Source organism: Mesorhizobium sp. ESP-6-2 (genome assembly GCF_020164675.1).
In the GTDB taxonomy this organism is placed as follows: domain Bacteria; phylum Pseudomonadota; class Alphaproteobacteria; order Rhizobiales; family Rhizobiaceae; genus Mesorhizobium.
The window spans coordinates 49,414-66,100 of record NZ_JAIUGT010000015.1 but is presented as its reverse complement, the minus strand read 5'-3'; the positions used below and the strand labels follow the sequence as shown (position 1 = coordinate 66,100).

The 16,687-nt window shown below is 64.1% G+C and carries 15 protein-coding genes; 8 read left to right on the top strand and 7 right to left on the bottom strand.

The genetic code is table 11. The annotated features are described in order from the left end of the window. The first annotated feature begins 102 nt into the window (after positions 1-102). Complete coding sequence (locus tag LB532_RS29175) at positions 103-1,683, top strand: ABC transporter permease (protein WP_181169391.1); 1,581 nt, start codon at positions 103-105, stop codon at positions 1,681-1,683. Beyond that, positions 1,680-2,762, top strand: a complete 1,083-nt coding sequence (locus tag LB532_RS29170) for an ABC transporter ATP-binding protein (protein WP_140640274.1) — start codon at positions 1,680-1,682, stop codon at positions 2,760-2,762. Before LB532_RS29175 ends, LB532_RS29170 begins: the two co-directional genes overlap by 4 nt. A gap of 45 nt (positions 2,763-2,807) precedes the next feature. Here the strand turns inward: LB532_RS29170 and LB532_RS29165 are convergent, their stop codons facing one another. From LB532_RS29165 to tlpA, 5 genes are all read right to left on the bottom strand, one after another. Beyond that, positions 2,808-3,857 carry a sn-glycerol-3-phosphate import ATP-binding protein UgpC gene (locus LB532_RS29165; RefSeq protein WP_140640272.1) on the bottom strand — a complete coding sequence of 350 codons (1,050 nt, stop codon included), beginning with the start codon at positions 3,855-3,857 and terminating at the stop codon, positions 2,808-2,810. Positions 3,858-3,864: 7 nt separating this feature from the next. Next, a complete protein-coding gene (ugpE, locus tag LB532_RS29160) occupies positions 3,865-4,713 on the bottom strand; it encodes a sn-glycerol-3-phosphate ABC transporter permease UgpE (protein ID WP_140640270.1) in 849 nt (282 codons plus the stop codon). Between the two features lie 8 nt (positions 4,714-4,721). After that, positions 4,722-5,606: a sn-glycerol-3-phosphate ABC transporter permease UgpA gene (gene ugpA / locus LB532_RS29155; protein ID WP_140640268.1), complete on the bottom strand. Its 885-nt coding sequence runs from the start codon at positions 5,604-5,606 to the stop codon at positions 4,722-4,724. Between the two features lie 244 nt (positions 5,607-5,850). Next, on the bottom strand, positions 5,851-7,155 hold the full coding sequence (gene ugpB / locus LB532_RS29150; protein WP_140640266.1) for a sn-glycerol-3-phosphate ABC transporter substrate-binding protein UgpB: 1,305 nt from the start codon (positions 7,153-7,155) through the stop codon (positions 5,851-5,853). Positions 7,156-7,488: 333 nt separating this feature from the next. Further along, the gene (gene tlpA, locus LB532_RS29145) at positions 7,489-8,175 is read right to left on the bottom strand and encodes a thiol:disulfide interchange protein TlpA (RefSeq protein ID WP_140640264.1); all 687 of its coding nucleotides are present in this window, start codon (positions 8,173-8,175) and stop codon (positions 7,489-7,491) included. A 37-nt stretch (positions 8,176-8,212) separates the two neighbouring features. Here tlpA and argH point away from each other — a divergent pair, with 37 nt between their 5' ends. The 3 genes from argH to lysA all read left to right on the top strand — a co-directional run bounded on the left by argH (position 8,213) and on the right by lysA (position 11,273). Further along, entirely contained in the window at positions 8,213-9,613 is a 1,401-nt protein-coding gene (gene argH, locus LB532_RS29140) for an argininosuccinate lyase (protein ID WP_140640262.1), read from the top strand. A 116-nt stretch (positions 9,614-9,729) separates the two neighbouring features. Beyond that, on the top strand, positions 9,730-9,936 hold the full coding sequence (locus LB532_RS29135) for a lipoprotein (protein ID WP_140525432.1): 207 nt from the start codon (positions 9,730-9,732) through the stop codon (positions 9,934-9,936). Positions 9,937-10,004: 68 nt separating this feature from the next. Further along, positions 10,005-11,273, top strand: a complete 1,269-nt coding sequence (gene lysA, locus LB532_RS29130) for a diaminopimelate decarboxylase (RefSeq protein ID WP_140640260.1) — start codon at positions 10,005-10,007, stop codon at positions 11,271-11,273. 17 nt (positions 11,274-11,290) lie between these two features. Here the strand turns inward: lysA and LB532_RS29125 are convergent, their stop codons facing one another. After that, entirely contained in the window at positions 11,291-11,593 is a 303-nt protein-coding gene (locus tag LB532_RS29125) for an ArsR/SmtB family transcription factor (RefSeq protein WP_140640258.1), read from the bottom strand. A gap of 50 nt (positions 11,594-11,643) precedes the next feature. Here LB532_RS29125 and LB532_RS29120 point away from each other — a divergent pair, with 50 nt between their 5' ends. The 3 genes from LB532_RS29120 to LB532_RS29110 all read left to right on the top strand — a co-directional run bounded on the left by LB532_RS29120 (position 11,644) and on the right by LB532_RS29110 (position 15,719). Next, positions 11,644-12,585: a threonine/serine dehydratase gene (locus LB532_RS29120; RefSeq protein WP_140640256.1), complete on the top strand. Its 942-nt coding sequence runs from the start codon at positions 11,644-11,646 to the stop codon at positions 12,583-12,585. A gap of 118 nt (positions 12,586-12,703) precedes the next feature. Continuing rightward, positions 12,704-15,298: a TIGR02302 family protein gene (locus tag LB532_RS29115; RefSeq protein ID WP_140640254.1), complete on the top strand. Its 2,595-nt coding sequence runs from the start codon at positions 12,704-12,706 to the stop codon at positions 15,296-15,298. A gap of 49 nt (positions 15,299-15,347) precedes the next feature. After that, on the top strand, positions 15,348-15,719 hold the full coding sequence (locus tag LB532_RS29110; protein ID WP_140640252.1) for a glyoxalase superfamily protein: 372 nt from the start codon (positions 15,348-15,350) through the stop codon (positions 15,717-15,719). Here LB532_RS29110 and LB532_RS29105 read toward each other — a convergent pair. Further along, a complete protein-coding gene (locus LB532_RS29105; RefSeq protein WP_140640250.1) occupies positions 15,698-16,579 on the bottom strand; it encodes a LysR family transcriptional regulator in 882 nt (293 codons plus the stop codon). The genes LB532_RS29110 and LB532_RS29105 overlap by 22 nt on opposite strands. Between the last annotated feature and the right edge of the window lie 108 nt (positions 16,580-16,687).

The window sequence follows — 16,687 nt, the reverse complement described above, 5'->3', positions numbered from 1 at the left end:
TTTCGAGATGGCATTCGTCGATGACGACACGCTGTATTCCCGACCATGATCGTGGTCTTTCGATTGCCGCCGCCAGGCGGCAAGGGCGCGAAGTCTGAGCCGATGCAGTTCGCGGCCGACATCGCAAGCCCGGACCTGCCGCCGAGGACGCGCCGCAGGGCACGCCGGCGCGCTGCGTCATGGATCGTTGCCGCCGCGATCTTCGTTTCGCTGTTGGCGCTGCTGCCGCTTGCCTTCATCGTCTGGGTCGCCGTGCAGACCGGCTGGGAAACCGTCTCGGCGCTGGTGTTCCGGCCGCGTGTCGGCGAGCTTCTGGCCAACACCGTCCTGCTTGTCGCGCTCGCCGTGCCGATCGCCATCATCCTGTCCGTGACCCTGGCCTGGCTGACCGAGCGCAGCGACCTGTCCGGCGCACGGTTGTGGGCTTGGTTATGCGTGGCGCCGCTCGCCATTCCCGCCTTCGTGCACAGCTATGCCTGGATCACCATGGTGCCCGGGCTGCATGGCTTGTGGGCCGGCGTCCTGATTTCCGTCATCGCCTATTTCCCGTTTCTCTATCTGCCGATATCGGCGGCCTTGCGCCGGCTCGATCCGGCGCTCGAAGACGCCGCGGCCGCACTCGGCCTTGGTCCCTGGCGCGTGTTCTGGCGTGTCGTGCTGCCGCAGCTCAGGCTTGCCATTTGTGGCGGCGCATTGCTGGTCGGCCTGCACCTGTTGGCCGAATACGGCCTTTACGTCTTCATCCGCTTCGACACCTTCACAACGGCGATCGTCGACCAGTTCCAGTCGACCTTCAACGGGCCGGCCGCGAACATGCTGGCCGGCGTGCTGGTGAGCTGCTGCTTCGTCCTGCTCGGGCTGGAGGTGCTGGTGCGGGGCGAGGAGCGCTATGCCCGCGTCGGTTCGGGCGCGGCGCGCCATCAACCGCGCGCGCCGCTCGGCCGGGCGACCGTGCCTTGCCTGCTGCTGCTTGCCGCCACAACGCTTTTGGCGCTCGGCGTGCCGTTCGTCACCATCGGCCGCTGGCTTGCCGCCGGCGGCGCCGAGGTCTGGCGGCTCGACGAGATCGGCCTGGCGCTCGGCCAGACGCTGTTTCTGGCGCTCGCCGGCGCGCTGCTCGCCACCGTCGCCGCAATGCCGATGGCCTGGATCTCGATCCGCGCGCCGGGGCCTTTGCAGCGCTTGCTGGAGGGCTGCAACTACATCGTCGGATCGCTGCCCGGGGTCGTGATCGCGCTGGCGCTGGTCACCATCACCGTTCGCATCGCGCTGCCGCTCTACCAGACCCTGTTCACCATCCTGGTTGCCTATGCCTTGATGTTCCTGCCCCGCGCCCTGATCAGCCTGCGGGCGTCGATCGCGCAGGCGCCGGTGGAGCTCGAGCTCGCCGCATCCAGCCTCGGGCGGCCGCCGCTCCATGCATTGTGGTCGACGACGATCCGCCTGTCGGCGCCGGGTGCCGCCGCCGGCATGGCGCTGGTGGGGCTCGGCATCATGAACGAGCTGACTGCGACCCAGATGCTGGCGCCGAACGGCACCCGCACGCTGGCGATGGCGTTCTGGTCCTACAGCGGCGAGATCGACTACGCGTCGGCCGCACCCTATGCCTTCATCATGGTGGCGATGTCGCTGCCCCTGACCTGGCTGCTCTATGCCCAGTCGAAACGGATGGCAGGACGATGAGCTTTCTCGAAATCAGTGGCCTGCACAAGCATTACGGCCCGGTCGCGGCGCTTGCCGGCATCGATCTCGACGTTGCCAGCGGCAGCCGCACGGCCATCGTCGGGCCGTCCGGCTGCGGCAAGACCACTTTGCTGCGGCTGATCGCCGGTTTCGAGGCGCCCGACCAGGGCAGCATTGTGCTTGACGGAAAGATGCTGGCCGACAGCGGCGGCGCCATTCCGGCGCACCGCCGCGGTATCGGCCTGGTTGCACAGGACGGCGCCCTGTTTCCGCACCTGACGATTGGCGACAATATCGGGTTCGGGATGGACCGCCGGCTGTACAAACGCTCAGAGCGCATCGTCGAGCTCGCCTATATCGTTGGGCTGGACAAGGCGATCCTGAAGCGCCGGCCACACGAACTCTCCGGCGGCCAGCAGCAACGCGTGGCGCTCGCCCGCGCCATGGCGATGAAGCCACGGCTGATGCTGCTCGATGAACCGTTCTCGGCGCTCGACACCGGCCTGCGCGCCTCGATGCGCAAGGCCGTGGCGGAACTGCTCGAAGCCGCCGGCATAACCACCATCCTGGTGACGCACGACCAGGCCGAGGCGCTGTCCTTTGCCAGCCAGGTCGCGGTGATGCGCGATGGCCGGTTTTCGCAGGTCGGCACACCGCGCGAACTTTATCTCAAGCCGAAGGACAGGATGATCGCCGAGTTCCTTGGCGACGCCATCATCCTGCCGGCGAAGATAGCGGGCGGTTTCGCCACGTCGCCGCTTGGCCGCATCGCCGTCGATACGTCGGACAGCCGCGATGTCGCTCGCATCATGTTGCGGCCGGAGCAGATCGGGCTCAAGCGGACATCGCGCGAGGGCATGTCGGGCACACCGGACATGCTGTTTGGCGAGGTAACGGAATCCGAATTCGCCGGCTCGACCTGCACGGTCGCGGTGCGATTGCTCAACAGCCCAGACCCGCCGGACGCCGCCGCCATCGGCAGCACGCCGCTGATCCTGCGCAAGTCCGGCATGGACGCGCCGGCGGTTGGTGAGATCGTCCGGCTGACCGTGTCGGGACAGGCGCATGTGTTCGCCTGACCGGCCGACGGCCCGCACCCCGCTGATCAGCATGCAAGATCGGCGTCAGTCGACCCTCTTTGCAGCCTGATCGAACCAGTGAAGTTTCTCGGCCTTGACCACGACGCGCAACTGGTCGCCGGGCTTGGCTGTTGCGCGCGCGGCCACACGCACGACGATGCGGTCGCCGCCTGCCGCACAGTGAAGAAAGCTGTCGGCTCCCACCGGTTCGACCGCCTCCACCATTGTCGGCAGTACGAGCGCGCCGGACGGTGCCTCGGCCGCCAAGGCGACATCGGCATCCTCGGGACGGAAGCCGAGCGTGACGGCATTCGCAGGCGCGAAGTCGATCGTCTTGCTGCCGGTCAGCGCCAGACCCGAAAGGGACAGAAGATTCATCGGCGGTGCGCCGATGAAAGAGGCGACGAAGGTCGAGGCCGGCTTCTCGTAAATGTCGAGTGGCGCGCCCGTCTGCTCGACCAATCCGCCATTCATGACGACGAGGATATCGGCCAACGTCATCGCTTCCAATTGGTCATGGGTGACGTAGACCGAGGTGACACCGAGCGAGCGCTGCAAATTCTTGATTTCGACCCGCATCTGGCCGCGCAGCTTGGCATCGAGGTTGGAGAGTGGCTCGTCGAACAGGAAGACTTTCGGATTGCGCACGATGGCGCGGCCCATGGCGACGCGCTGGCGCTGACCGCCGGAAAGCTCGCGCGGACGCCGGTCAAGCAGCGCGGAAAGCTCCAGCACCTTGGCGGTCGAACGAACCCTGCTGTCGATCTCGTCCTTGGGCGTACCGCGATTGCGTAGCCCGTAAGCCATGTTGTCGTAGACTTTCATATGCGGATAGAGCGCATAGTTTTGGAACACCATGGCGATGTCGCGCTCGGTCGGGCCAATCGTGTTGACAATCTTGCCGTCGATAGCGACCGTGCCGGAAGATATGGTCTCCAACCCGGCGATCATCCTCAAAAGCGTGGACTTGCCGCAGCCGGACGGCCCAACCAGCACACAGAGTTCCTTGTCGGGAATGGCAATGGAGACGCCCTTCACGGCTTCGACGCCGCCGGCATAGACCTTCTTCACGTCCCTCAGATCGACCGTCGCCATCGACTTCTCACTTTTCGGTGTCGACCAGTCCGCGCACGAACCAGCGCTGCATCAGCACCACGACCAGGATTGGCGGCAAGATTGCCAGGATCGCCGTGACCATGACCAAATGCCATTGGGTGTCGGCATCGGCGAAGGAGACCATCTTCTTCAGTGCGATGACGATGGTGCTCATATCGTTGCTGTTGGTGACCAGCAGCGGCCACAGATACTGCGTCCAGCCGTAGATGAAAAGGATGACGAACAGCGCCGCGATATTGGTGCGCGACAATGGCAACAGGATATCGAAGAAGAAGCGCCATGGGCCGGCGCCGTCGACGCGCGCCGCCTCGACCAACTCGCCCGGGATGGTCATGAAGAACTGGCGGAACAACAGCGTTGCGGTGGCCGAGGCGATCAGCGGGATGATCAGTCCGGCATAAGTGTCGACCATGCCGAGATCGACCATTACCTTGTAGGTCGGCAGGATGCGCACCTCGACGGGAAGCATCAGGGTGATGAAGATCAGCCAGAAGAAAGTCATGCGCAGCGGAAAACGGAAGAAGACGATCGCGTAGGCCGACAGGATCGAGATGAATATCTTTCCGACCGCGACGCCAAGCGCCATGATCGTGGAGTTGAGGAGCAGCCTGCCGACGCCAAGCCCGCCGATGCGGCCGACGCCGCCGAACAGCGCCTCGCTGTAATTGCTCCAGAACTCGCTGCCCGGCCGGAAAGGCAGTGGCGGCCTGAGGATGGTTTGCAGCGTCTGCGTCGATGCAACGAACGTGTAGTAGATCGGAAAGGCGACGATCAGTATGCCGAGGATGAGCACGGCATGTGCAAGGAAAATGCGAAACGGGGACCGACCGATCATCGCGCTCCTCAGCCGTAATGCACCTTGCGTTCCACGTAGCGGAACTGGATGGCGGTGAGCGCGATGACGATGACCATCAGGATGACCGACTGCGCCGCCGAATCGCCGAGGATCAGATTGACGAAGCCGTCATTGTAGACCTTGTAGACCAGTGTCTCGGTGGCCTTGCCCGGCCCCCCGCCGGTGACGGCGTGGACGATGCCGAACGTGTCGAACAGGGCATAGACGGTGTTGACGACCAAAAGGAAAAACGTCGTCGGTGCCAAAAGCGGGAAGACGATGGTCCAGAAGCGCTTGGTTTCGCCGGCGCCGTCGATCGCCGCCGCCTCGATCAGCGTTTTCGGCACCGCCTGCAGCCCGGCGACGAAGAACAGGAAATTATAGCTGATCTGCTTCCAGGCGGCCGCCGCCACCAGAAGGATCATGGCGTCGGTGCCGTTGAGCAGCGGATCCCAGCCGACGCCGAAACGTCTCAGCAGATAGGACAGCGAGCCTATCGATGGGTTGAACAGGAACAGCCACAGCATGCCGGCGATCGCCGGCGCCACCGCGTAGGGCCAGATCATGAGCGTGCGGTAGAGGCCTTTGCCGCGCACCACCTTTTCCGCCATGACGGCAAGGAGCAGCGCCACGCCCATGGCAACGATCACGGTCGCAAGCGAAAACACCACTGTGACCTTGATCGAGTTGAGATAGGCCGGATCGGCAAGCACCTTGCGGAAATTGGCAAACCAGACGAACCTGCTCCTCAGCCCGAACGGATCCTGCCGCAGCATCGACTGATAGAGAGCCTGCCCGGCCGGCCAATAGAAGAACACCAGCGTGATGGCCAGTTGCGGCGCCACCAGGAGGTAGGGCAAAACTTTGTTGGGAAAGACGACGCGCGGGGTCAATGCGCCGCTCCGGCGTGGAAATAGTCAACCGAGCGGCACGCTACGGCGCCCCCCGCTGCCCTGCCGGGCATCTCCTCCTCTTGTAGGAAGATCGGCAGTTCCTGCGACGGCTGCCATTCTCCAGCCTTGGCAACTTCCGAAAACGGTAGCGACAGCCGATCTCCCCCCTTGAGGGGGAGATGCCCGGCAGGGCGGAGGGGCGCCTCGTAGAGCAAGGACTATAACTCGATAGGCTCGACGCGCCCTAATTCCCCAGCGCTTCCTTGATCGCCGCGTTGCCACGCGTGACCGCATTGTCGAGCGCCTGCTGGGCGGTTTCCTGACCGGCAAGCATCTTTTCGAACTCCTCGTTCTGGATGTCGCGCACCTGCGGCAGGTTCGGCAACCGCACGCCCTTCGAATTGTCGGTCGGCGCCTTGCCCGTCATCTGCAGGATCGGCGTCTCGCGGCCGGGATTCTTGTCGTAGAAGCCGGACTTTTTCGTCGCCTCATAGGCGGCGAGCGTCACCGGCAGATATCCCGATTTCTGGTGCAGATATTCCTGCACATCGGTCTTGGACAGATAGGCGAAGAAGGCCGCGACGCCCTTGTATTCCTCGTCGGACTTGCCGCCGAAGACCCAAAGGCTGGCGCCGCCCGGCGTCGTGTTCTGCGGCGCGCCCTTGGCGTCGCTGTCATAGGGCAACTGGCCGATGCCGTAGTTCATGCCCGACTTGACGATGTCGCCCAGCCCGCCCGAGGATTCGGTGAAGATGCCGCATTCGCCGGCGAGGAATATCTGCTTGGCTTCGGAGGTGCGCCCGCCATATTTGAAGGTGCCGTCCTTGGCCAGATCCGCGAGCGCCTGGAAATGTTTGACGAAGATCGGCGCGTTGATCTTGAGTTCGACATCACCGCCGGCCAAGCCATTCTGCTGCGTGGCCCAAGGCACATCGTTCCACGCCGCGAAGTTTTCCAGGTGAATCCAGGTCAGCCAGGTCGAGGTGTAGCCGCAAGCGGCGGCGCCGCTCGCCTTGATCTTTTTGGCATCCTCCCACACCTCGCTCCAGGTCTTGGGCGGGTTGTTCACGTCGAGCCCCGCCTTTTGGAAGATGTCCTTGTTGTAGTAGAGGATCGGCGAGGAGGAGTTGTAGGGGAAGGACAGCATGGTGCCGTCCGGCGTCGAATAATAACCGACGATGCCTGGCAGATACTGGCTCTTGTCAAAGTTCATCCCGGCGCCGGTCAGCACCTCGGCCACTGGCTTGATCGCGTCCCGGGCCGCCATCATCACGCCGGTGCCGACATCGAACACCTGGATGATGTCGGGCGCCTGGCCGGCACGGTAGGCGGCGATGCCGGCATTCAGCGTTTCGGGATAGGTGCCTTTGAAAACCGGAACGATCTGATAGTCGCCCTGGCTGGCGTTGAAATCCTTGGAAATCTTGTCGACGACCTCTGCGTTGGCGCCGGTCATGGCGTGCCACCAGCTGATCTGCGTCACGGCGAAGGCGGAGGTTGTGGAAAGCAGGGTCACGGCGACACCGGCCGCGAAGCCAAAGAACTTCATGTTTCGTCTCCCGTTTTCATTGCTTGTCATTGGCGAAAGGGGCACTCCCGCAATGGCACTATGTGTCGTTCGCGCGCAGCGGACAACGGTTTTGTTGCGGGCAAGCGCACTTCACTTCCGGCTAAAGTAGCGTGGACCTCCGGATAGAAGTGACCGGAAATGATTGCATAGCGGCTTGCTGTTTGAATTGGTGTACCAGGGACCTGCGTCGAGACGGTCAGCGACCTCACCGACGGACGGTGTCTAACAGCGCATGACAACACTGACATGACAACGCTGAAAAAGGCGTCGGTTTAAAGCTCGGTCGATGCGTGGAAAATTCCCGTCCCGCGCTCAGCCCGACGGGTTGAGCGCGGCCTCGACAAGCCGCTTGGCGTCGGGCCCCGACCACTCGGCCGGGCCGTTCATATGGGCGATCAGGCAGCCTTCGCCGTCGATCAGCATGGTGACGGGCAGGCCGAGCGCCAGGCCGCGCGTCTTCAGGTCGTTGAACAGCACCATCGTCGAATCCCTGTAATAGCCGAGCGCCTCGACGCCGGTATCCCTAAGGAACTTCTTCGGCTTCACATCGTCGCCGGCATCGACATTGACGGCGACGACCTGGAACGCATCGCTGCCCTTTTCCTTCTGCAAGGCGTCCAGCGCCGGCATTTCGGCGCGGCATGGCGCGCACCATGTCGCCCACAGATTGAGCAGCACCGTCTTGCCGGCATGGTCGGCGATGGTCATCGGCTTGCCGTCCGGGCCGTTGAAGGCGAGGCCCTTCATCGATTGCGGCGGATCGGCGGGCAAGAGGGCCGCGACCTCGCCGGTGGCGGCAGCGGCGATCTTCTTGGCGCGTTCGCTCTTGGCGGCGCAGGCGACATCGTCCTTGCTGTCGCCCACCGCGACTTGCGGCGCGGCATTGTTGCCAGACCGGCTCTCGCTGACATATACCGCGACCGCGCCGGCCAGCGCTCCCGCCACCAGGGCGGCGAGGATCAGGCGCGGGGCCGGGAAAAATCTGTTTCCGTCTGCCATTTTCTCAAAACTGCTCCGAAGCACGGGTTTTATAGCCATGAGCGACAAGAAGACCAGCAACCAGATGTGGGGCGGACGATTTGCCTCGGGTCCGGCCGCGATCATGGAAGCGATCAACGCGTCGATCTCGTTCGACCGCAAACTCTATGCGCAGGACATCAGAGGTTCGATCGCCCATAGCGCGATGCTGGCGCAGACGGGCATTATTTCGGCGGCCGATCAAGAAAAAATCGCTCACGGCCTGAACACGATCCTGAAAGAGATCGAGACGGGCACGTTTGAATTCTCGACCAGGCTGGAAGACATCCACATGAATGTCGAGGCCCGCCTCGCCGAACTGATCGGTCCGGCCGCCGGCCGGCTGCACACGGCCCGCTCTCGCAACGACCAGGTTGCAGTGGACCTCCGGCTCTGGGTGAAGGACGAGTGCTTTCGCGTCGCCGAGGCCTTGAAGGGCCTGATCGGTGCGTTGCTGGAGCGGGCCGAGCAGCACGCCGCGACGGTGATGCCGGGCTTCACTCATATGCAGGCGGCGCAGCCGGTGACATTCGGCCATCATTGCATGGCCTATGTCGAGATGTTTTCGCGCGATCTGTCGCGGGTGCGCGACGCCGTCGAACGCATGGACGAAAGCCCGCTGGGTGCGGCCGCCCTTGCCGGCACCAGCTTTCCCATCGACCGCCACCGGACCGCCACGGCGCTCGGGTTCCGCGAGCCGATGCGCAATTCGCTGGACAGCGTCTCGGATCGCGATTTCGCGCTGGAATTCCTGGCATTGGCGGCGATATGCGCCACGCATCTGTCGCGGCTGGCGGAAGAAATCATCATCTGGTCGACGCCGCAATTCGGCTTCATCAGGCTGTCGGACAGCTTCTCCACCGGTTCCTCGATCATGCCGCAGAAGAAGAACCCCGATGCCGCCGAACTGGTGCGCGGCAAGACCGGGCGCGTCACCGGCCATCTGGTCGGCCTGCTGACGGTGATGAAGGGCATGCCTTTGACCTATGGCAAGGACATGCAGGAAGACAAGGAATCGGTGTTCGATGCCGCCGAGACGCTCGACCTGATGCTGGCGGCGATGACCGGCATGGTCTCCGACATGACGGTGAACGCGGCGGCGATGAAGAAGGCCGCCGGCTCCGGCCACGCAACCGCGACCGACCTTGCCGACTGGCTGGTGCGCACGCTCGGCCTGCCTTTCCGGGAAGCGCATCATGTCACGGGACGGGCGGTGGCGCTGGCCGAAGAGAAGAAGCTGAGCCTGGAGAAGCTTGCGCTGGAAGACTTGCAGTCGATCCATCCCGGCATCACGCAGGACATCTTTTCGGTGCTGGCCGTGCAGAACTCGGTGAAGAGCCGCACCTCCTTCGGCGGCACCGCACCGTCGGAAGTCAGGAAGCAGATCCGCTACTGGAAAAAGCGGCTGGCCAAGGCGTGACGCCAGCTATTGCGTCCGGCAATATCCGGGATATTGCAACGGCAATATCCGGGGTGCAATGCGCCGAGAACTCGGCTAAAAGCAGCGGCGGAAAAAAGTTTCGGACGGATGGATCGATGACCGGAAGCAGGATTTTGGTGACATTGACGCTGCTTGCGGCGCTTGCCGCCGTTACGGCTTGCGGCAGAAGGTCCGGTCTCGATACGCCTTACGAGGCGGCCGTGCAGGCACGCAAGGACGCCGAGAAGGCCCACCAACCTGTGCCGCCGGAACCGGAAAAACCGGTCGCGGACAAGAAGTTCATTCTCGACCCGCTGCTCTAGAGCCGGTGAGAGCGGTTTGAGGTGCTAAACCCGCTCCTACCCTGCTCCAACTTTTCGGAACCACTCTCGTGAATCATTTCGACTACCGCGACGGCGTGCTTCATGCCGAAGACGTGGCGATATCGGATATCGCCGCAACCGTCGGCACGCCATTCTACTGCTATTCGACGGCCACGCTGACCAGGCACTACCGCGTCTTCGTTCAGGCCTTTGCCGGGCTTGATGCACTGGTCTGCTACGCCATGAAGGCGAATTCCAATCAGGCGGTGCTGAGGACCTTGGCCAGGCTCGGCGCTGGAGCCGACGTGGTGTCGGAAGGCGAGTTGCGGCGCGCATTGGCAGCCGGCATCCCGGCCAGCAAGATCCTGTTCTCCGGCGTCGGCAAGACCGCGCGTGAAATGGACTTTGCGCTGGCAGCGGGCATCCTGTGCTTCAACGTCGAATCCGAGCCCGAACTCGAGCTGCTCTCGTCGCGCGCCGTTGCCCTGGGCAAGGTGGCGCCGGTCTCGCTGCGCATCAATCCGGATGTCGACGCCAGGACGCACAAGAAGATCTCGACCGGCAAAGCCGAGAACAAGTTCGGCATCCCATGGCAGAAGGCGCGTCAGGTCTATGCGCGCGCGGCCGAATTGCCGGGCATCAAGGTCACCGGCATCGACACCCATATCGGCAGCCAGATCACCGAGTTGCAACCCTTCGACGATGCCTTCGCGCTTTTGGTGGAACTGGTCGGCGCGCTGCGCGCCGACGGCCATGCCATCGAGCATGTCGATCTCGGCGGCGGTCTCGGCATTCCCTACCGCGTCGACAACAACCCGCCACCGCTCCCCGACGCCTATGCGCAGATCGTCCGCAAGCACGTCACCAAGCTCGGCTTGAAGGTGATGTTCGAGCCGGGCCGGCTGATCGTTGGCAATGCCGGTATCCTCGTCTCGCAAGTGATCTTCGCGAAAGAAGGCGATGCCAAGAATTTCCTCGTCGTTGACGCCGCCATGAACGACCTGATCCGGCCGACGCTCTACGACGCTTTTCACGACATAAGACCGGTGGTGCTGCCGCCCGCCGACGCGCCGCGCATGACGGTCGATATCGTCGGCCCGGTCTGCGAGACCGGCGACTATCTCGGCCTCGACCGCGACCTGCCAAGACTCAAGTCCGGCGACCTGGTCGCCATCGCCACCGCTGGCGCCTATGGCGCGGTGCAGGCGGGCACCTACAACACCCGCCTGCTGGTACCGGAGGTGCTGGTCGACGGCGATCGTTTCCACGTGGTGCGCCCGCGCCCGACCTATGACGAGCTGATCGGCCTGGATTCGATGCCCGACTGGCTTGCATAGAAGCCGCGACTGCGGCCCTATAGCCGGTTCTGGATGAGTGCTCTTGTCTCCGCGATCTTGTCCTCGTCGCGGCGGTAGAAGGTCCATTGCTTGATGCGCTTGGTCCGCAACAGCCCTGCCTGGGTGAGCACACGCATATGCTCGGAGAGCGTCGCTTGCGTAATGCCGAGCTTTTCAGCGATCAGCAGTGCACAGACGCCGTCCTGGACCAGATCGCCATCCGCCTGGGCTGGGAAATGCGCCCGCGGATCCTTCAGCCAATCGAGGATCCGCAGCCTTCGTTCGTTGGCGATCGCCTTGAACACATCAACCTCTTGCATTTAGCCATTTTGCCAAGTTACTGATTACTGTCAATCCCAAGGAGATGGCCATGACCAACGGCAACACCATAACGCGCGAACGCATCGTCGCGATGGAACCGCGCATCCGTCGCTATGTGCGCCACACGCCGGTGCTGCGCGTCGACATGGCCGACTTCGACAGGCCGCCGCTGGCGGTCGACCTCAAACTCGAATGCCTGCAGCATTCCGGCTCGTTCAAGGCGCGCGGTGCCTTCACCAACCTTCTCGAGCGGCCGGTCCCAGAGGCCGGCGTAGTCGCCGCCTCGGGCGGCAATCATGGAGCGGCGGTGGCGTATGCCGCCATGCGGCTCGGCCATAGGGCGACCATCTTCGTTCCGGAAGTGAGCCCGCCGGCCAAGCTGGAGCGCATCCGCGGCTACGGTGCCGAGCTGGTCGTCGGCGGCGCCCGCTATGCCGAGGCGCTGGCCGCCAGCGAACGTTTTGCCGAGCAAACCGGCGCCTTGCAGATCCACGCTTTCAACCAGGAGGAAACGCTTATCGGCCAAGGCACGCTCGGGCTGGAAATTGAGAACGACCTGCCTCAGATCGATACTTTGCTGGTCGCCGTCGGCGGCGGCGGCCTGATCGGTGGCATCGCCGCCTGGTTCGCCGGCCGTATTCGCATCGTCGCCGTCGAACCGGAGGGCGCGCCGACACTCTATCGCGCCCTTGAGGCCGGCCATCCGGTTGATGCGCCGGCCGAGGGCATCGCCGCCGATTCCCTGGCGCCCAAACGTGTCGGCGAGATGATGTTCCCGATCGCCGAGGCCTTCGTGGAACGCTCCATCCTGGTCAGCGACGACGACATCGTCGCCGCCCAGAAGGCGCTGTGGGACCGGGTGCGGATCATCTCGGAACCCGGTGGCGCCGCGGCTTTCGGCGCCATCCTGTCCGGCTGCTATGCGCCGGCACCCGGCGAACGGGTCGCCGTCCTCGTCTGCGGCGCGAACGCAGATCCGGCGAAATTCTGATCGCCGCGCCTTTCTCTCCTTCACGTTTTTCAGGAACTGCCTCGCCTTCGCCGCGTTTGCTGGGTATTCTTCGAGTCGTGAGGTTCGGGCCATCCCGCCCGCTCCCGTGGAAGGGCCGATGACGGAACGACCGATCTTCAGCAGCGATCGCGGTCTCGCCGGGCGCCTGGCGCTCAGCCGGCTGGCGACGCGGGTGTCGATGATGGTCGAACGGGGCTGGCCGCTCCTGCTGCCGCTTCTCGTCGTCGCCAGCCTGTTTCTCAGCATTTCCTGGCTAGGGCTCTTCCCGCGCCTGCCCGATGCGGCGCGCATCGGGCTGGTCGCTGCCTTCGGCGTCGCGACACTGGCTGCGCTCTACCCGCTACGCTTTTTTCGCATGCCGGGCGGCGCCGAGATCGACCGCCGCATCGAGGCGGCCAACCATTTGCTGCACCACCCCGTCCAGACCCAGACGGACCGGCCGAGCGGCCGCGAAAGCAGCTTCTCGCAGGCGCTGTGGCGCGAGCACCAGAAGCGCATGGCCGACAGGCTCGACAGCCTCGGCGCCGACGTGCCGCGCACGCGCGTGCCGGAACGCGATCCCTGGGGATTGCGCGCCGTGGCGGCGCTTCTGCTCGTCACCGCCTTCGCTTTTTCCTTCGGACCGACCGGTGGCCGGGTAGCCGACGCGTTCAGCGCCCAGGACGCGCATGACGCCGTGCCGCCGCGCATCGATGCATGGGTGACGCCGCCCGCTTATACCGGCAAGCCGCCGATCTTCCTCACCGCGGATGCCAACCAGGCGGCGCCGGCCTTCCACGTTCCCGAAGGCAGCGATGTTTCGCTGCGCGTCACAGGCGGCACGGGCGAGGAGACACTTGCCTATGCCGACAAGAATGGCAATGCGCGCGCCATCGATCCCGCCGACCCGCAGGCGGCCGCGGCCAAGCCGGCGGCAAGCCCGACAGCGCAATCCAAAGTGCGCCAGTTCATTGGCAAGCTGACGAGCGATGGCACGCTGACGCTGAAGTCGGGCGAGGACGAACTCGGCCGTTGGGCCTTCACGGTGATCCCGGACAAGCCGCCGCAGATCCGTTTCGTCGGCGAGCCGAAGCGCGCTGTCAACGGCGCTTTCGAGCTCAACTACCAGATCGACGACGATTATGGCGCCGCCAACGCCAAGGCCGTGTTCGCGCTCGCCGATCCGCAGGCGCCCGATGCGCGTCCGCTCTACGGTCCGCCTGACATGCCGCTGACGCTGCCGCGCCGCGGCGGCAAGGCGAATGCCGCCCGGACCTCGAAGGACCTGACCGAGCACGTCTGGGCTGGCGCCGAGATCAAGTTGACGTTGGTCGCCACCGACGATGCCGGGCATACGGCGAGCAGCGAAACCAAGACATTGGTGATGCCGGAGCGGCCGTTCTCCAATCCGCTGGCGCGGGCCGTTATCGAGCAGCGCCGCCTGCTGGCGCTCGACGCCAACGCCAAGCCGCGCGTGCTCGACTTGATGGATGCGATCACGCTGCGACCCGAGGACACGTTCGACAACATGTCCCACTACCTCGCCATCATGAGCGCGCGCAGCCGGCTGAAGATGGCCGACAGCGACGACCAGTTGCGCAACGAGGTGTCCTATCTCTGGGAAATCGCGCTCGGCATCGAGGAGGGCAATCTCTCGGCTGCCGAGAAGCGGCTGCGCCAGGCGCAGCAGGCTTTGCAGGACGCTATCAAGAACGGCGCCAGCGACGCGGAGATCGAAAAGGCGATGAAGGAACTGCGCGAGGCGATGAACCAGTTCCTGCAGGAATTCGCCGAGCGCGCCAAGCAGAATCCCAACGCCCCGCAGATGCAGCAGAACGGCCAGGAACTGCGCCAGAGCGACATCGACCGCATGATGGACCAGATCGAGAACCTGGCGAAGTCCGGCGATCGCGACAAGGCGCAGCAATTGCTGTCGCAGCTGCAGGACATGATGAACAACCTTCAGGCAGGCCGCCAGCAGCAGGGTGGCCAGCAGGACAGCCAGATGCGCCAGCAGATGGACAAGCTCGGCGACATCCTGCGGCGCCAGCAGGAGATGATGAACGACACCTTCCGCATGGATCAGATGCAACGCGGCGAGCGCCAACGCGGCCAGAACCGCGATGAACAGCTCGGCGAAGGCGGCGGCGAGGATCAGGACAGGCCGGGCGCAGGCGAGAACCGCGATCCGCTCGCCGGGCAAAAGCCGATGACGCCGCAGGAATTCGCCGATGCGCTGAAGCAGTTGCAGGAAGGCCAAGGCCAGCTGAAGAACGACCTCGAACAGTTGAAGAAGGGGCTCGAGGGGATGGGCATGGAGCCCAATGAAGGATTTGGTGAGGCCGGCAAGTCAATGGGCAATGCCGAGCAGGCCTTGGGCGATGGTGAAGGTGATCAGGCCGTTGGCCACCAGGGCCGCGCGCTGGAGGCGCTGCGCAAGGGCGCCAAGGACATGATGAAGCAGATGCAGGCGATGCAGGGCGACGAAGGCGGCAGCGAGGAAGGCGGTCGCCAGCAGAACGCCGATCGCGATCCGCTCGGCCGGCCGCGCGCCAGCCAGGGTCCCGATTTCGGCGATTCGGTGAAGGTGCCGGACGAGATCGACGTGCAGCGCGCCCGCCAGATCCTGGAAGCGATCCGCAAACGGCTCGGCAATGCACTCAGCCCCGACATCGAGCGCAGCTATCTGGAACGGCTGCTGGAACTGAAATAGGGATCGCCGCCGCGACATCGGCCTGTAATTCGGGAGCGGCTGCAACATCATGCCCAAATTCGGCACAGTGACGCCCATCCTGCGCATCTTCGACATTGCCAAGGCCCATGAGTTTTACGTCGGCTTCCTCGGCTTCGAGGTGCTGTGGGAGCACCGCTTTGACGACAACGCGCCGCTTTACATGGCGATCGGCCGTGACGGCTGCATCCTGCATCTGAGCGAACACCATGACGACGGCGCGCCCGGCATCGCCATGCGCATCAAGGTCGAGGACATCGCCGCCCTGCATAGCGAAATGATCGGCAAAGCATACCGTTTCGCCAGGCCGGGCCTGGAAGAGACGCCGTGGAAGACCCGCGAGGTGTCGGTTGCCGATCCGTTCGGCAACCGGCTGCATTTCTACGAGGATGCGGCCGGCTGAGTCTGCCTGTTGACGAACGCCTCGCGGATCGCCTCTTGCATGCCGTCGATCGCCTCGCCCGACGCATTCGGGTTACGATGCATCACCACATTCGAGGAATCGATGTCCCCGAAACCGTCGGCCGACGTCAACTCCCGGCAGCCGCCCGGAATGTTGCTGCGCGAAATCGGTGCGATCGCCAGACCCGAGGTCACGGCAAGCTTCAGGCCGCCGGTCGTGTCGCTGGTGTAGGCGACACGATAGCCAAGCCCGCGCTGTTCGAGCGATTTGATGGCGAAATCCTTGCACCAGCCGGCCCGGTTATAGAGAGCGATCGGCACCGGACGCTCCTCATGCATGTTATGCAGCATCGATGTCACCCACACCGTCGGATCATGCATCAGCACTTCGCCTCCTGAAGGATCCTGCCATTCGAACACCACGCAAAGATCGAGTTCGCCGGCGGCTAGCGCCGCTATCTGCGCCCCCGAATGGGCATAGCGCACGGTGACCTCGACCTTGGTGTGACGCTTCGAGAACGCGCCGAGCGCGCGCGACAGGATGGCATGGCCGTATTCTTCCGGAATGCCGATCCGCACCGGCCCGCCGAGCGGCGCCGCCGCCATCGACGCTGCCGTCTCGTCGAGCAGCGAGACGATGCGGCGGGCATTGACAATCAGTTCGCCGCCGCGCCGCGTCAGCGCCACGCCGCGCGACCCGCGCTCGAACAGGCTGTCGCCGATGACGCTTTCGAGCTTCTTCATCTGCATCGAAACCGCCGATTGGGTGCGACCGGCCTGCTCGGCCGCCTTGGTGAAATTGCCTGCTTCGACAATGGCCACGAAGGTGCGCAGGAGATCGCTGTCGAGAGTGGGCCGCATCCCGTCCGCCATAAGGAATTTTGATTGCTGATATCATTCCAATTCGTTTGCAACATGTCAAACACGGGATGATAGTTGCTTCACCCATTGGATATGTGGCTGAGGATT

Excerpts from the sequence above, each read along its gene's own strand:
- LB532_RS29135 (WP_140525432.1), top strand. The coding sequence starts at position 9,730 with ATGACCGGAAGCAGGATTTTGGTGACATTGACGCTGCTTGCGGCGCTT.
- ugpE (WP_140640270.1), bottom strand. The coding sequence starts at position 4,713 with ATGATCGGTCGGTCCCCGTTTCGCATTTTCCTTGCACATGCCGTGCTC.
- LB532_RS29165 (WP_140640272.1), bottom strand. The coding sequence starts at position 3,857 with ATGGCGACGGTCGATCTGAGGGACGTGAAGAAGGTCTATGCCGGCGGC.
- LB532_RS29120 (WP_140640256.1), top strand. The coding sequence starts at position 11,644 with ATGACCAACGGCAACACCATAACGCGCGAACGCATCGTCGCGATGGAA.
- ugpB (WP_140640266.1), bottom strand. The coding sequence starts at position 7,155 with ATGAAGTTCTTTGGCTTCGCGGCCGGTGTCGCCGTGACCCTGCTTTCC.
- LB532_RS29125 (WP_140640258.1), bottom strand. The coding sequence starts at position 11,593 with ATGCAAGAGGTTGATGTGTTCAAGGCGATCGCCAACGAACGAAGGCTG.
- tlpA (WP_140640264.1), bottom strand. The coding sequence starts at position 8,175 with ATGGCAGACGGAAACAGATTTTTCCCGGCCCCGCGCCTGATCCTCGCC.
- argH (WP_140640262.1), top strand. The coding sequence starts at position 8,213 with ATGAGCGACAAGAAGACCAGCAACCAGATGTGGGGCGGACGATTTGCC.
- LB532_RS29115 (WP_140640254.1), top strand. The coding sequence starts at position 12,704 with ATGACGGAACGACCGATCTTCAGCAGCGATCGCGGTCTCGCCGGGCGC.
- LB532_RS29175 (WP_181169391.1), top strand. The coding sequence starts at position 103 with ATGCAGTTCGCGGCCGACATCGCAAGCCCGGACCTGCCGCCGAGGACG.
- LB532_RS29110 (WP_140640252.1), top strand. The coding sequence starts at position 15,348 with ATGCCCAAATTCGGCACAGTGACGCCCATCCTGCGCATCTTCGACATT.
- LB532_RS29170 (WP_140640274.1), top strand. The coding sequence starts at position 1,680 with ATGAGCTTTCTCGAAATCAGTGGCCTGCACAAGCATTACGGCCCGGTC.
- LB532_RS29105 (WP_140640250.1), bottom strand. The coding sequence starts at position 16,579 with ATGCGGCCCACTCTCGACAGCGATCTCCTGCGCACCTTCGTGGCCATT.